Genomic DNA, 14,298 nt, shown 5'->3' with positions numbered 1-14,298 from the left:
AATCTTAAATTGAATTAACGACAACGTATTATTATCAATACATTATTTAACCTTGCTTAGTCAGGTCTTCACCGATAAATTACCTCTAATTTTCTTAATTAAAATGTGAATATCATGACGTTAACCATTATTGTTTTTCTTTTGGTTTATATTGCGATGGGCTTTGGTAAGCTACCCGGCTTTAAAGTTGATAGAACTGGCGCTGCGGTTATTGGTGCCCTAGCTATGATGGCTATTGGTAGTATTACCCCTCCTCATGCATGGAATGCTATCGATTACCGAACGATTGGGATGTTATTCGGGCTTATGGTTGTTTCAGCTTCTTTTGTTGTGTCTGGTTTTTATAGCTGGACCGCAAATAAAGTCGCAATGCTAAAAGTTTCGCCCCCTATATTACTCGCTGTTTTAATTCTTGTTGGTGGCTTTCTTTCCGCATTGCTCACGAATGATGTTGTTGTTGTCGCGATGACTCCATTATTAGTATCAATTAGTTTATCTCGCGGTTTAAACCCAATTCCTTTTTTACTTGGCTTTTGTTTCGCAGCGAATAACGGAGCTGCAGGTTCATTAATTGGTAGCCCACAAAATATGATCGCAGCACAAGGGCTTGATATCTCGTTTGTTGGCTTATTACAGGCATCAGCAATACCAGCCCTACTTTCCTTACCATTAACATGGTTAGTACTCGTTTGGTTATATCGTCATCGTTGGTATTTGACTAAAGAAAATACGCTCTCAACTCCCCCTAAATCAACCCAAGAAACATTAGATGTCTGGGAGACAGCAAAAGCAGGTGTCATTACTTTCGCAGTCATCATTACCTTTATTGTGACTGATATTCCTAAAGAACTTATTGCATTAACGGCTGCTGGATTTTTATTATTAAATCGATCTATTGCCTCGAGTGATATGCTTAAACTCGTTGATGGTAATCTTTTATTACTCATCATGGGGCTATTTGTTGTCAATGCCGCTTTTGCTGCCACGGGACTACCTCAGCAATTATTAACTGATTTGCGAAACTACGGTGTGGACCTCAATAATCCATTAGCCCTATTTCTAGTGACCGGTGTCCTAAGTACTATTGTTGGAAATAATCCTTCCGTCATGCTACTTGTTCCTTTCTTAACACCTGAAGGCAATGCCGATTCGTTAGGCGCTGCTCTCGTATTGGGTTCTGGTTTTTCAAGTAACTTACTGGTCTTCGGTAGCCTTGCTGGCATTATTGTCGTTGAGCAATCAGCGGCATATGGCGTGAAAATTTCTTTCGGTGAGTTCTCTAAATCAGGGGGAATTGTCGCGCTATTGTGTATGCTATTAGCCGCTGCTTGGATTTTACTTGCGTTATAGTCGTTTTAACCAATCTGCTATCACACTGGCAGATTGGTTATCATGATATTTTCTATGGCAGGATCGCAAAAGAACGAACAGGAAAACCACTGGCATTATTGGGTTTTGCGACGATATTAAAAATTACCGCACCACGTGTAGGTACTTGGTCTAAATTAGCAAGTAATTCAACTTGGTAGGTATCTTGTTCTAATACATAATACTCACCAAGTAACGCATTATTTTTTCGAAAATCTTTTGCGGCATCAGTATCAAATGTTTCATGGCCAATTGCTTTTATACCGCGTTCTTCAAATAAAAATTTGAGTGCGTCCATACCCCAACCCGGTATTTGGTTATTGCCCTCGTCATCTTTATTATCCATAAGCTCTTGTGATGGCCAACGTTTACTCCAGTCAGTGCGTAATGCGACAAAACACCCAGATTCAATTCGGCCATTTTTCGCTTCAAAATTAAGGATATCATCAAGAGAAAATGCAAAATTAGGATCTTCTTTTGCTCTCTCAGACTGGTCAATAACAATTAATGGCAGAACAAGTTCCTTTAATTCGAGCTCATGTAAATAACGTTTTCCTTCCACGAAATGGCAAGGTGCATCAATATGGGTGCCATATTGCCCTGGAAATGTAAACTGCTGCGCAAAAAAGCCTTCTGGGTAGCCAAATAATGTTTTAAATTCGGCAGAGTCAAACATAAAAAAATGCGGTGAGTCTTTATCGAAACTATGGGTCAAATCGACCCATTTTTTAGATTTTATTATATTAAATGCATCAATTAATTCATTGCTCATATTTGCCCCTGTCAGTTCTATTGTCTAAATAAACCTATCTACAAACTATTTTTATAATGCCTTTCCTAACCTATTAAATAACGAAAAAACATTCTGTTGTCTACAAATTCAACACGAATCTTTTTCATATTAAATAAGTAAGATATTTAGTTTATATAGAAAAAACCACTAATTAATAAAAATTAGTGGTCAACATAATAATCAAAATAAAAAATAGACTAGGATTTTATTTAGGATATTTATTCCAGCTCTCAGGTTCAATAAAGCCATCATAAATACGCTGCGAACGAATATAATCTGCATACTCTTTAGACTCAAAAGCGTCTTTCAAATCTTTTGCCCACTGAGCATCTAAATCTTTTTGCATAACAGTCACAATAACGCGATGCTCTAGCGGTGAGTTTTCTACAACTAAACCATCAGCAATACGTTGGCCGGCACTTGCCACATAGTTACCATTCACAACAACAAAATCAACATCATCTAATAATCGCAACCCTTGTGCCGCATCGGTTTCTCGAATATCTAAGTTATATTCATTTGGGGAGATATCATTAACACTAAAACTTAATGTACTCACATCTGGCTTAATTTTTATCCAACCTAACTTTTCCAAGATCCTCGCACCACGCTCTGCATTAACGGGGTCATTAGATAACGCAACAATCATACCGTCTTTCACTTCATCCAGTGTTTTATGTTTATTTGACCGCAGACTTTGAGGTGCACTCGGTGAGTCTGTTAACGCCACCATATTAATATTATTCTTTTTGTTATAAGCCTCCATATAGGCGCGGCTTTGGTTTACAGATGCATCAATAGAGCCTTCCTCAAAAGCAGGGTTAATTTGTCTATTCTGGGAAAATTGGCGCAAATTAACGGTATAACCTTTTTTCTCTAAAATCGGTACGATACCTTTGTCTACTTGGTCAATATAATTGCCAACACCAAAACCTATTGTAATTTGTTTTTTATTCGGATTATCTTTTTCGCTATTATCGCCACACCCAGCCAGCACCGCTAAAGCCGCAGTCATTAAAGATAAATTTATTAATTTTTGTTTTAACATAGATAACAACCCTGTAAAGATATTTTGGGCAGTATAATCATAATTAGCGAGTACAACTTAGACTATATCGTTATAACTTAATACTAAAGTAATATAAGAATGACATTTGATTCCTTTTAGTTATAAGTATATAACAAATAGATCGTTCGATTAGTAATGTGATTGATATGTAATGAAGGAGATAAAAAACATTTAAAAAAGTGAGTTGCTTTATGAGTCTTTCCTATAATGATGTAATTAATTCTTTAACTAATTTAACACCAGATTCCAGCCTAGCTAAAATTCGCCATGAACGCGCAGTGGCGACTGAAAATACTCAAGCCGTATTTGACGCTATTTTTTCTACGCCATCGACACTTCTCACAAATGATGTGAAATATTATTTTGCCTATGAAGTTGCAAAAGTGACAGGGAGTCCCCGCCTCACTGAATTTTATTTTCAATTAATAGACTCAATGCCTGATGAACCGCTTAGCAAACCACTGGCTACAGCAAAAGAATATCTGCAAGTTTTAACACAATCACCTAAAGATACCCATTACCAATTAATGACTGCGTTAACTGAACAAGGTTGGCAACAAAGTGACATCATTCTGCTTGCTCAATTAATAACTTATGTCACCTATCAAGCGCGTCTAATCGAAGGGGTTCTGTTACTGACAAATAATAGTCATCTTGCACATAACTCACCTAAAGTGGTGGCTGGCAAATGGAACCACCAACCATTAACCCGCAAAGGAGAACCTTCCCCAACGGCTTTTACACAAGATAATTTAGGATGGGAAGCTTGGATTTCAGCAAGGGATGCAAAAACGCTATCCGCTGAAGAAGCCCAAATCATGAAAAAATTTGGTCAATTAAACTCTGAGTATTTTTTACTACTCGCCCATCAAAGTAAGATTTTAGAGTTACGAACTTTAATTGACCGTGGCGTATTTTATACCTCAGAAGGGTTACCTCGCTGGGAACGTGAATTCGCTGCAGCCGTAACCAGCAAAGTTAATGGCTGTATATACTGCGCTTCTGTACATGCGAGAAAAGCCAGCCAGTATGCAAAAGAACGACGCGCTGATGTTGATAAACTACTAGCAACTGCGACGGGTTCAGTACTTGCTGAAGGTTTTGATGACAGACTCCTAGCCATTACAGATTTAGTCGCCTCTTTATCTGCAACCCCCATCCAAGCCACACCATCACAAATTAAAGAGTTAAAAAATTTGGGGTTATCTGAACTTGAATTACTTGATTTAGTTCAATCCACGGCCTTCTTTTCATGGGCGAACCGCTTAATGTTATCGCTGGGTGAGCCCTTTGAAATAGTAGAGGACAAGGAGTAATTCAATGGAACTGATTATGGGTTTAGAGGTATTAGAAGCGCAAATAAAACAAGATTTGCAGTATTTAAATTTACCGATAACGTCTTGGTCATTATCAAAAAATGACCCTGAAAACCAAACTATTGATGTCGCTATCATTGGTGCGGGTATGTCCGGGATCACAGCTGCGTTCGCTCTGAAGTTACGTGGTATCAATGCCGTTGTTTTCGACCAAGCCCCTGTAGGCAAAGAAGGCCCATGGCAAAGCCCTGCATTAATGGAAACATTACGTTCCCCAAAACATGTGGTTGGCCCTGCGCTTGCATCCCCCTCTTTAACTTTTCAAGCTTGGTTTAAAGCCCAGTTTGGCATTCAAAAATGGGATGAACTCGATAAGATTCCACGTTTGCAGTGGGGGGAATACCTACAATGGTATAAAACCATGACAAAACCCTATGTACTTAACCAATACCAATTAGTCGATGTGCAATTAAACGATAACTACCGTGAATTAATTTTTGATACTCCTAACGGTACTGTCAGGTATCAAGCACAACATGTTATTTTATCGACGGGTATGGAGTCTTTTAGTGAAGCTAATATCCCTAGTTTTATGAATGATATCCCAACGACCTATTGGGAACATTCATATGCAGGTACTGACTATCGTCGTTTTAAAGGCTTAGACATTGGTGTTGTGGGTTATAGTGCCGGTGCGATGGATAGTTCAGCAACAGCATTAGAAAATGGCGCTAATTCCGTTGAGATTTTGATCCGCGCTAGCGACATGCCCCGCGTAAATCGAGGAAAAGTTGCCGGAAGTGCAGGTTTTACCAATGCATATGCCTATTTTACAGATGCTCAGAAATGGCATTACACCGATTATGTTGCCAAAGCCAAAACGCCAGCTCCCCATGGCAGTACGTTGAGAGTTTCTCGCCATAAAAATGCTTATTTCAATTTCAATACCCAAGTTAAATTTATTGAATTGAAAAATAAAAAATTGCATGTCACAACAACGACAGACAAATTCGTATTAGATTATTTAATCTTGGCAACTGGCTATCGGATTAATTGGGCCAAACACGGTGCCTTTCATCAATTATCTCCGCTAGTTAAAACGTGGGGAGATGCATACACGCCACCCATTCATGAAGAAAATACAGAGTTAGCTTCACATCCTTATTTAGGTAATCACTTTGAATTTCAAGCCAAACACAAGCAAGACACATTAAAAATCAATCAGTTATATTGTTTTAACTTAAGTGCATCGCTCAGTATGGGCCCGGTCATAGGGTTAATCCCTGGAACGAATATTGGGGCAGAACGATTGGCTGACCATATTGCAGCTCAATTGTACTTGAGCCATCAAGAACAACACCTTGAGCAAGTCAAAAACAGCCAAGAAGCTGAATTATTAGGTGATGAGTGGCAACCCGCTGCACCACCTTCAGAACGCGTGCAATTAACTGATAATGTAGAGTAAATCATGATTACCTTTCAAAATATTCAAAAAGTCTATGAAAAAGATGGGCAGTCTTTAGTTGCATTGCAAGACATTAATTTGCATATCAATAAAGGTGATATCTTTGGATTTATTGGTTATAGCGGAGCGGGTAAAAGTTCACTTATCCGCTTGGTGAATCAATTAGAAAAACCAACCAGTGGTGCCGTTATTATCAATGGCCAGAATATTGCTGAACATACCCCTGCAGAAACTCGTTCACATAAAAAAAGCATCGGTATGATTTTCCAGCATTTCAATTTGCTAGAAACGAAAACTGTTGCTCAAAATATTGCGATGCCCTTATTACTTTCAGGTGTCGATAAACAAGAAATCACTCGGCGAGTTGATAGTATTCTTGAATATGTCGAGCTTAGCGATAAAAAAAACCAATACCCTGGGCAGTTATCTGGTGGGCAAAAGCAGCGTGTGGGGATTGCGCGTGCGTTGATCAACAACCCACAAATTTTACTGTGTGATGAGGCCACTTCAGCACTCGACCCACAAACGACGCGCTCAATTTTGCAATTACTAAAAAAGATCAATCAAGAGCAACATATTACTATCTTGCTAGTTACTCACGAAATGGAAGTTATTGAACAAATTTGTAACCGTGTTGCTGTTATGGGGTCTGGCAAAATTGTTGAAGAAGGAACTGTGCTTGATATTTTTGCCAACCCACGCCAAGACACAACAAAGAAATTTGTAGGAACCGTATTAAACGAAGAAATTCCAGAACGCGTTCTACATAACTTAGAACATCAACAAGATGTCTATCGTCTTGAATTTTTAGGGGCTTCCGCGCAACAACCTGTCGTTAATGAGTTAATACTCAAAGAAATTGTCAAAATAAATATTTTATTTGCCAATATGAAAGAGATCAGTGGTGTCGTGCTGGGCAGTATGTTTGTCCAATTTATTGGTGATAAAGAAAAAATTGATGAAGCCGTTGCTTTTCTTCGCCAACGTGGAGTTGCAGTCAATCAGGGGGCGCTATGACACAATTATTTGAAACCGCTTTAACGACGAAACAGTTTTTATTAGCGATGTCAGAAACCTTTACGATGGTCAGCATTGCCCTTGTATTAGGTTCTATATTTGGGATCCTATTAGGTATCGTACTTGTTGTAACGAGGCCAGAAGGTATCTGGGAAAATAAATGTATTTATCGCATTGTGAACCCGATTATTAATATTATTCGTTCATTGCCTTTTATCATCTTATTAGTTGCAATGATCCCCCTTACGCGCTTTATGGTAGGAACCTCAATAGGAACAACTGCAGCCATTGTGCCATTAGTCATTTTTATTGCTCCCTATACTGCACGCTTAGTTGAAAACTCATTACTTAGTGTACATTCAGGTATTATTGAAGCGGCTGATTCTATGGGAGCAACAAATTGGCAGATTGTTTGGCACTTCATTTTACCTGAAGCGAAGTCATCATTAATTCTCAGTTTAACCGCTGCCAGTATTACTTTAGTTGGTGCAACCGCGATGGCGGGAGCCGTTGGTGGTGGCGGTGTCGGTGACTTGGCCCTAAACTACGGCTACCAACGTTTTGATAATGTAGCAATGGCTATCACCGTTGTCACATTAGTGATTATCGTACAAGGCATGCAATTTATTGGTGACTATTTAGCGAAAAAAGCACGCTTCCATTAGTTTCGTGGTAAAGGTCGAAAATATATTCGGCCTTTTCTCTTTTACCTAACTTTATAAGTGTCGATTATCATCCTTAATACTTGCGGCAGCCCCAACACCATAATTATCGTTAATAGAAAAAATTAACAATAAAACTCACTCTCGCGCTTACTTATTCATATTTATCATTTTTTTACGTATTTTAGTGCTCTTTTATAGTGAAAAATGCGATAAATAATCAAATCATTTAAATTTATTTATATTATAATCATGTAGATATATATTTTAATGGATGTTATCTGCTTTTTGCTAAAATAATCTGTTCTCAATGTATATTTAATCATTTTGTTGTTTTTTGCTTTCTACGCGCGCTTTACGATGCATCGTCAGCGTTTTATTCACTTACAGATTAAACTGATTATGCCAACTATTGAACAACTTATTTTATTGATTTCTATACTTATTCTTTTGGGGATTTTCTCTAGTAAATTGTCTGCTAGACTCGGTTTGCCCATGCTTGTCATGTTTTTATTTGTTGGCATGTTAGCGGGTGAAGATGGGATAGGTAAAATTACGTTTGATAACGTTAATGTTTCGTATGCCGTTGGCTCTCTCGCACTTGCTTTAATTTTATTTGATGGGGGTCTTCAAACATCAGTAAAATCTATTCGTCTAGTTTGGAAACCGTCTTTTACACTAGCAACACTAGGCGTTCTTGTAACCGCTGGGGTGACTGGCCTCGCGGCGGCTTATATCCTCGACGTTCCTCTTCTGGAAGGTCTATTGTTAGGCGCGATCGTCGGTTCTACGGATGCTGCCGCCGTTTTTTCCTTACTGCGCAACGCCGGGATCTATTTAAATGAACGCCTGCAATCGACTTTAGAAATAGAAAGTGCAACCAATGACCCCACTGCTATATTCTTAACGGTTGGCTTATTACAACTCTTAATGAATCCACAAGCTTCAGGTAGTGAGTTAATTCTGCTATTTTTTAGCCAGATGGGGATAGGTACAGTTGTTGGTTTGAGTGTAGGCTGGGTTTCAGTCAAAATTATCAATAAGATTAAACTAATAGCTACAGGGTTATATCCTGTGCTTGTCGCTGCCTGTGGGCTGCTTTCTTTCGGTCTCGCAAGTAATTTAGAAGGTAGTGGCTTCTTATCTATTTTTGTTACTGGTGTAGTAATTGGTAACCATCGGTTTGTTTTTCAACGCAATACATTTTTGTTCCATGATGGATTAGCATGGCTAAGCCAAATTATCATGTTTGTTATGTTAGGGTTACTTGTCAACCCAAGTTCTCTAATTGAAGTCTGGCTTGAAGGTTTGATTATTGCCCTTGTCTTAACATTTATCGCAAGACCATTGGCTGTAATACCGGTTCTAAAATTATTTGGTTTCCCTAAACCTGAAATTACATTAATTTCTTGGGTAGGATTACGTGGCTCTGTCCCTATTATTCTTGCTATTTTTCCGTTTATCTATGGTTTACCTAATGCTCATCTAATTTTTGACGTAGTTTTCTTTGTGGTATTAATTTCAGCGACCTTACAAGGTTCAACCTTGCCTTATGTTGCACGCAAATTAAATTTAATGCAGCCACCGCCATTAATCCCTGCGGCAACGTTAGATATTACCGCTGTAGACCAAATAGATGCAGATTTAGTGGAATATACATTAGGTGAGGATTGCTCTGCAGTAGGTCGTCGATTATCGCAACTTGCATTACCTGACCAAACTGTTATTGCAATGATCACGCGAGAAAAAAGTGTTTTACCTCCAAGAGGGTCAACTATCCTTCATGCCGATGACCATTTATTTGTTGTTCTTAAACCTGAGAATCGTATTTTTCTGGAGCATTTATTTTCAGAAAAAAACATCTCTGAAAACACGCCTATTGAACTACCCGAAACAGGATTAAGTTTAAAAGGAACGACCCGATTAAATGAGATCCACTCATCTTATGGTATCCAAATTGATAATGGCGATGAAAGAACGCTTAACCAATTTATTTATGCTTCTATATCAGAACCTTTACAAGATACCGTCTTGAAATTAGAACAACTGCAATTAAAAATTGGGGAAATGATAGGGACACGCATCATAACCGTAATATTAGAACCAATTAAAGAGATGGAAGGTTGACTATGTTCAAATGTGCCAGAGATAATGACTCCCATTTTAAGTAATAGTGAATTCAACGATAAAAAATAAAAGCCCTTTCGGGCTTTTATTTGTTCTTTTATGAAACATGGAATAATAATAGTTATTGTCTGATTTAAACTATAAACAGCAATTGTGTTTAATTTACGTTCCTAATTTAAACAATTAAGAATGAAAATTAATTATGTTTCATTCTGGGACAATATCGATATCTGGCTATATAAGGGTATATGCAGTACTTTCAAACCCTTTATTACCTGTGTCCTCATCTACTTGAGTATCCTCTTGTAGGACTTCACTAAAAAACTCACCCATGTTAACGTCTAAAACTTTTAGTACTCGAACAAGACAATCTATATCGATACGATTAACACCACGCTCGTAACGAAATAGCTGCTGTTCACTTATATCTATCTCTTTAGCTAACTGAAAAACAGTAAAGCCTTGAGCTCTTCTAAGGGCTTTTATTTTTTGTCCAACTGCACAAGCGACAGGATATTTCGTGTTCATAAACATTCTCGCTTCAATTTATTATTAAGGAAATAAAAATTAACAGATAATTATCTGCAGATTTTATTTTTATATTTATGTGTATAACAGTGATAATGCTATAGACGATTCAGCATATATCGGAAAGAATGATATACTACCCTTATAATTAGTTTCAACTAGTCCTAAATTGACATTGCAACTATGTAACAAAGTGTTTCATGCTATACATTTTGCATTTGAAAGCGAAATACCGCTTTAAAATCACTCAGTTACACTAAATGTGCGTAATTTTTTTAAATAGTCGCCCAAAAGATATATCTCTCCTTATGGAATATTAATCTAAAAAAGACCCACATTGCCGATGTATAACCTAAAAATAAAGGAAATAAACAGAATTATTTAACACTGTAACAATATTAATGTTATTGATACAATTTAACATAACCAGAAATGATAACCCCTGTATTCATGGCGCTTTAATGTAAAAAATAGTAAAAACAATCAATTTTATCTTTAAAAGTCTCTAATTTGACAAATATTAGTACATTAAAAAAACAGCGAGGCTGTTACAATTAGCAAATTTTTAAAGTAGCGAGACAGCGATTTATTATGCTCATGTACCAAACATAACAAAACCATAACGTTAAGAAAGCTTATTATTCATTTTACTAGATGAATATCACAAAATTATGAAAAATAAATTTCATCGATAATCCATTTTTGATTTAACTTTTTTTGTTTTTTACCGTGTGAAAATCAATACAAAAACTCAAAAGCAAACACAATCTTAGAGTTTTAAACTGAAATATAGCGCTTTCCATTTACTATGTGATAAGATTTGTTTATAAAAAATTATATTTACTTTTTCTATTCTACAAGTAACCACGAAACATTCATTTCCACCGTTTTGTTTTGCCAGTTATGTATAATGAAAACATTCTATTCTATAACTAGCCAAATATATTCTGTTATTGCTAGATTGAAATATCGATATAAGTGCTAGGTGGTATTTATAAGGTGTATACTGGGTTATTATGCATATAAAGTGAGCCGCAAAATCATTAATTGTCAAATTCTTTACCATGCAACTCAGAAAATGTAATCAACAAAATAAGTATATATCCGTTAGATTTAATCTGTAATGAAGTTATGTTTGATTCACTTAGAAATGGCTTGAGATGGTGGGTCGTGCAGGATTTAAATCCTTCGGATTTACCCTACGGGCTGAACCTGCAACCAGCTTGTCGAGGCATGGCTTAGCGGCTGAGTGTTTACTTGATTAGGGGGGTATTCGAATTTACAACTTTGAGATAGTGGGTCGTGCAGGATTTAAATCCTTCGGATTTACCCTACGGGCTGAACCTGCAACCAGCTTGTCGAGGCATGGCTTAGCGGCTGAGTGTTTATTTGGTTAGGGGTGTATTCGAATTTACGACTTTGGGATGGTGGGTCGTGCAGGATTCGAACCTGCGACCAATTGATTAAAAGTCAACTGCTCTACCGACTGAGCTAACGACCCATCTTGGAATTTTTTATTTTTTACTGCTTAGATGGTGGGTCGTGCAGGATTCGAACCTGCGACCAATTGATTAAAAGTCAACTGCTCTACCGACTGAGCTAACGACCCATCTAAATTTGTATTTTAATGCGAGTAATGAATGAAGTGGTGGGCGATAGCGGGCTCGAACCACTGACCCCCTCCTTGTAAGGGAGGTGCTCTACCAACTGAGCTAATCGCCCACTTCATGACTTATACTACCACATTGTAATAAATAATTGGTGGGCGATAGCGGGCTCGAACCACTGACCCCCTCCTTGTAAGGGAGGTGCTCTACCAACTGAGCTAATCGCCCAATTATTTATTTTTCATCGTCAACGGTGGTGGGCGATAGCGGGCTCGAACCACTGACCCCCTCCTTGTAAGGGAGGTGCTCTACCAACTGAGCTAATCGCCCCGTCGTCGATGGAGGTGCATTATAGGGATACTGAGTTCTGAGTCAACGCTTTTTCAATAGATTTTTTTCGTTCGTTGCAAAAATAATCAAGATGTTTCAATATTCGCCAGAAAAGCCGCCTTTTTAATCAATTACCTATCATTTTCTCGTTATTCTTTTAAGAAAAAAACAGAAACTATTTTTAAAGCGCATTTATTTATGTCAAATTTGGCGAAACAAACTAATTTCTTGCCTTCTATTCTGATAACTTGATTGAGGAATCATTGTAGGATGATAGAATAGATATACATTTTAGCAATGCTTAGACATTTCACTGCTTAGAACATCAAACTCGCTATCAAGTTAATTGTGCCTGTTTTTAGTTTCCTAACCGTGAACAGATAAGCGCTTCAAAAACATGTTTTGCAATTAAGGCAATCTCGATGAGTAAAATCAAAACCCGTTTTGCGCCAAGTCCAACTGGCTATTTACACGTTGGTGGTGCACGTACCGCTCTGTATTCCTGGTTATTTAGTCGCCACAATCAGGGCGAGTTTGTCCTGCGTATTGAAGATACTGACTTAGAACGCTCAACTCAGGAAGCTATCGACGCCATTATGGACGGTATGAACTGGTTGAATTTAAATTGGGATGAAGGCCCTTACTATCAAACTAAACGTTTTGATCGTTATAATGATGTCATTGACCAAATGTTAGATGCGGGTACCGCTTATCGTTGTTATTGTTCAAAAGAGCGCTTAGAAGCGTTACGTGAAGAGCAAATGGCCAATAACGAAAAGCCTCGTTATGATGGTTGCTGCCGTGACCACGCCCACAATCATACACCTGATGAGCCACACGTTGTTCGTTTCCGTAACCCACAAGACGGTTCTGTTATTTTTGATGATAAAATACGTGGGCCAATTGAATTTAGTAACCAAGAGTTGGATGATTTAATCATTCGTCGTACTGATGGTTCACCAACATATAACTTCTGCGTAGTCATTGATGACTGGGATATGGAAATCACTCACGTTATCCGTGGTGAAGACCATATCAACAACACACCTCGCCAAATCAATATTCTAAAAGCATTAGGGGCACCAGTGCCTGTGTATGCTCACGTTTCGATGATCCTAGGTGATGACGGTAAAAAACTGTCAAAACGCCACGGTGCTGTTAGCGTTATGCAATATCGTGATGATGGTTATTTGCCGCAAGCCCTTCTTAACTATTTAGTACGTTTAGGTTGGTCTCATGGTGACCAAGAAATTTTCACTGTTGAAGAAATGAAAGAGTATTTCAGCCTTGATGCTATCAGTAAGTCAGCAAGCGCGTTTAACACTGAAAAATTACAATGGTTAAACCATCATTATATCAATACCTTACCAGCCGAAGAAGTTGCAACTTATCTTGCATGGCATATTGAACAACAGAATATTGATACCAGCACAGGGCCTCAATTAGTTGAACTAGTCAAGTTACTGGGTGAACGTTGCAAGACATTGAAAGAAATGGCGGAATCTTGCCACTATTTCTACCAAGATTTTGACGAGTTTGATGCAGATGCTGCGAAAAAACATTTGCGCCCAGTCGCTCGCCAACCATTAGAAGTGATAAAAGCTAAGTTAGCTGCGATAACTGATTGGACTGCTGAAAATGTTCACCAAGCCATCGAAGCAACCGCAGCAGAATTAGAAGTGGGCATGGGTAAAGTGGGTATGCCTTTACGTGTTGCTGTGACAGGTGCTGGCCAATCTCCAGGCCTGGATGTCACTGTTCATGCTATCGGCCAAGCACGTTCTATCGCTCGTATTGAAAAAGCCTTAGCGTTTATCGCTGAACGTGAAGCTTCTGCTCAATAAGTAAAATGATTGGCCTCCAATTTATTGGGGGCCAGTTCTCTACCTCAATCCCCCTTCTCCACTCAGCTGACTGCAAAATGTTCTATATTTCAGCAATTAAACCTAAAACCCGATTATTTTATTGACACTCTAACTTAGCTTGAATATGATGCATCCCGTCCAAAAGATTTTG

General features: G+C 38.1%; 10 protein-coding genes and 5 tRNA genes. 7 read left to right on the top strand and 8 right to left on the bottom strand.

Annotation, left to right across the window (positions count from 1 at the left end):
• Positions 1-114 precede the first annotated feature (114 nt).
• Entirely contained in the window at positions 115-1,350 is a 1,236-nt protein-coding gene (locus PSF42_RS17280) for an SLC13 family permease (protein WP_125891375.1), read from the top strand.
• A 52-nt stretch (positions 1,351-1,402) separates the two neighbouring features.
• Here PSF42_RS17280 and PSF42_RS17275 read toward each other — a convergent pair whose 3' ends face one another.
• A complete protein-coding gene (locus PSF42_RS17275; RefSeq protein WP_272680416.1) occupies positions 1,403-2,140 on the bottom strand; it encodes a cyclase family protein in 738 nt (245 codons plus the stop codon).
• A gap of 226 nt (positions 2,141-2,366) precedes the next feature.
• On the bottom strand, positions 2,367-3,209 hold the full coding sequence (locus tag PSF42_RS17270; RefSeq protein ID WP_272680415.1) for a MetQ/NlpA family ABC transporter substrate-binding protein: 843 nt from the start codon (positions 3,207-3,209) through the stop codon (positions 2,367-2,369).
• Positions 3,210-3,421: 212 nt separating this feature from the next.
• Between PSF42_RS17270 and PSF42_RS17265 the strand changes: the two genes are divergently transcribed.
• From PSF42_RS17265 to PSF42_RS17245, 5 genes are all read left to right on the top strand, one after another.
• The gene (locus PSF42_RS17265) at positions 3,422-4,546 is read left to right on the top strand and encodes a CMD domain-containing protein (protein WP_248466694.1); all 1,125 of its coding nucleotides are present in this window, start codon (positions 3,422-3,424) and stop codon (positions 4,544-4,546) included.
• 4 nt (positions 4,547-4,550) lie between these two features.
• Complete coding sequence (locus tag PSF42_RS17260) at positions 4,551-6,011, top strand: NAD(P)-binding domain-containing protein (RefSeq protein WP_272680414.1); 1,461 nt, start codon at positions 4,551-4,553, stop codon at positions 6,009-6,011.
• 3 nt (positions 6,012-6,014) lie between these two features.
• Positions 6,015-7,028, top strand: coding sequence for a methionine ABC transporter ATP-binding protein (locus PSF42_RS17255; protein WP_213913189.1), 1,014 nt, complete (start codon positions 6,015-6,017; stop codon positions 7,026-7,028).
• Positions 7,025-7,693: a methionine ABC transporter permease gene (locus PSF42_RS17250; protein WP_125891381.1), complete on the top strand. Its 669-nt coding sequence runs from the start codon at positions 7,025-7,027 to the stop codon at positions 7,691-7,693. Before PSF42_RS17255 ends, PSF42_RS17250 begins: the two co-directional genes overlap by 4 nt.
• A gap of 357 nt (positions 7,694-8,050) precedes the next feature.
• On the top strand, positions 8,051-9,817 hold the full coding sequence (locus tag PSF42_RS17245; RefSeq protein WP_248466696.1) for a potassium/proton antiporter: 1,767 nt from the start codon (positions 8,051-8,053) through the stop codon (positions 9,815-9,817).
• 234 nt (positions 9,818-10,051) lie between these two features.
• Here the strand turns inward: PSF42_RS17245 and PSF42_RS17240 are convergent, their stop codons facing one another.
• The 6 genes from PSF42_RS17240 to PSF42_RS17215 form a co-directional block, all read right to left on the bottom strand.
• Positions 10,052-10,345 (bottom strand): helix-turn-helix domain-containing protein, encoded by a 294-nt coding sequence (locus PSF42_RS17240; RefSeq protein ID WP_125891382.1) that lies wholly within the window; start codon positions 10,343-10,345, stop codon positions 10,052-10,054.
• A gap of 1,425 nt (positions 10,346-11,770) precedes the next feature.
• Positions 11,771-11,846 (bottom strand) — tRNA-Lys (locus PSF42_RS17235).
• A gap of 32 nt (positions 11,847-11,878) precedes the next feature.
• Positions 11,879-11,954 (bottom strand) — tRNA-Lys (locus PSF42_RS17230).
• Between the two features lie 37 nt (positions 11,955-11,991).
• Positions 11,992-12,067, bottom strand: a tRNA-Val gene (locus PSF42_RS17225).
• Between the two features lie 37 nt (positions 12,068-12,104).
• A tRNA-Val gene (locus tag PSF42_RS17220) sits at positions 12,105-12,180 on the bottom strand.
• A 26-nt stretch (positions 12,181-12,206) separates the two neighbouring features.
• Positions 12,207-12,282: transfer RNA gene (locus PSF42_RS17215), tRNA-Val, on the bottom strand.
• 422 nt (positions 12,283-12,704) lie between these two features.
• Here PSF42_RS17215 and gltX point away from each other — a divergent pair.
• Positions 12,705-14,126: a glutamate--tRNA ligase gene (gene gltX, locus PSF42_RS17210; protein WP_272680413.1), complete on the top strand. Its 1,422-nt coding sequence runs from the start codon at positions 12,705-12,707 to the stop codon at positions 14,124-14,126.
• Positions 14,127-14,298 lie beyond the last annotated feature (172 nt).

The sequence above is a fragment of the Providencia sp. PROV032 genome (genome assembly GCF_028484875.1).
Taxonomy (GTDB): Bacteria; Pseudomonadota; Gammaproteobacteria; order Enterobacterales; family Enterobacteriaceae; genus Providencia; species Providencia rettgeri_E.
This window is presented reverse-complemented; position numbering and strand designations above follow the sequence as displayed.

What these genes read in the sequence shown, in the direction of transcription:
- PSF42_RS17250 (WP_125891381.1), top strand. Translation starts at nt 7,025, where the DNA reads ATGACACAATTATTTGAAACCGCTTTAACGACGAAACAGTTTTTATTA.
- PSF42_RS17245 (WP_248466696.1), top strand. Translation starts at nt 8,051, where the DNA reads ATGCATCGTCAGCGTTTTATTCACTTACAGATTAAACTGATTATGCCA.
- PSF42_RS17280 (WP_125891375.1), top strand. Translation starts at nt 115, where the DNA reads ATGACGTTAACCATTATTGTTTTTCTTTTGGTTTATATTGCGATGGGC.
- PSF42_RS17265 (WP_248466694.1), top strand. Translation starts at nt 3,422, where the DNA reads ATGAGTCTTTCCTATAATGATGTAATTAATTCTTTAACTAATTTAACA.
- PSF42_RS17275 (WP_272680416.1), bottom strand. Translation starts at nt 2,140, where the DNA reads ATGAGCAATGAATTAATTGATGCATTTAATATAATAAAATCTAAAAAA.
- PSF42_RS17240 (WP_125891382.1), bottom strand. Translation starts at nt 10,345, where the DNA reads ATGAACACGAAATATCCTGTCGCTTGTGCAGTTGGACAAAAAATAAAA.
- PSF42_RS17255 (WP_213913189.1), top strand. Translation starts at nt 6,015, where the DNA reads ATGATTACCTTTCAAAATATTCAAAAAGTCTATGAAAAAGATGGGCAG.
- PSF42_RS17270 (WP_272680415.1), bottom strand. Translation starts at nt 3,209, where the DNA reads ATGTTAAAACAAAAATTAATAAATTTATCTTTAATGACTGCGGCTTTA.
- gltX (WP_272680413.1), top strand. Translation starts at nt 12,705, where the DNA reads ATGAGTAAAATCAAAACCCGTTTTGCGCCAAGTCCAACTGGCTATTTA.
- PSF42_RS17260 (WP_272680414.1), top strand. Translation starts at nt 4,551, where the DNA reads ATGGAACTGATTATGGGTTTAGAGGTATTAGAAGCGCAAATAAAACAA.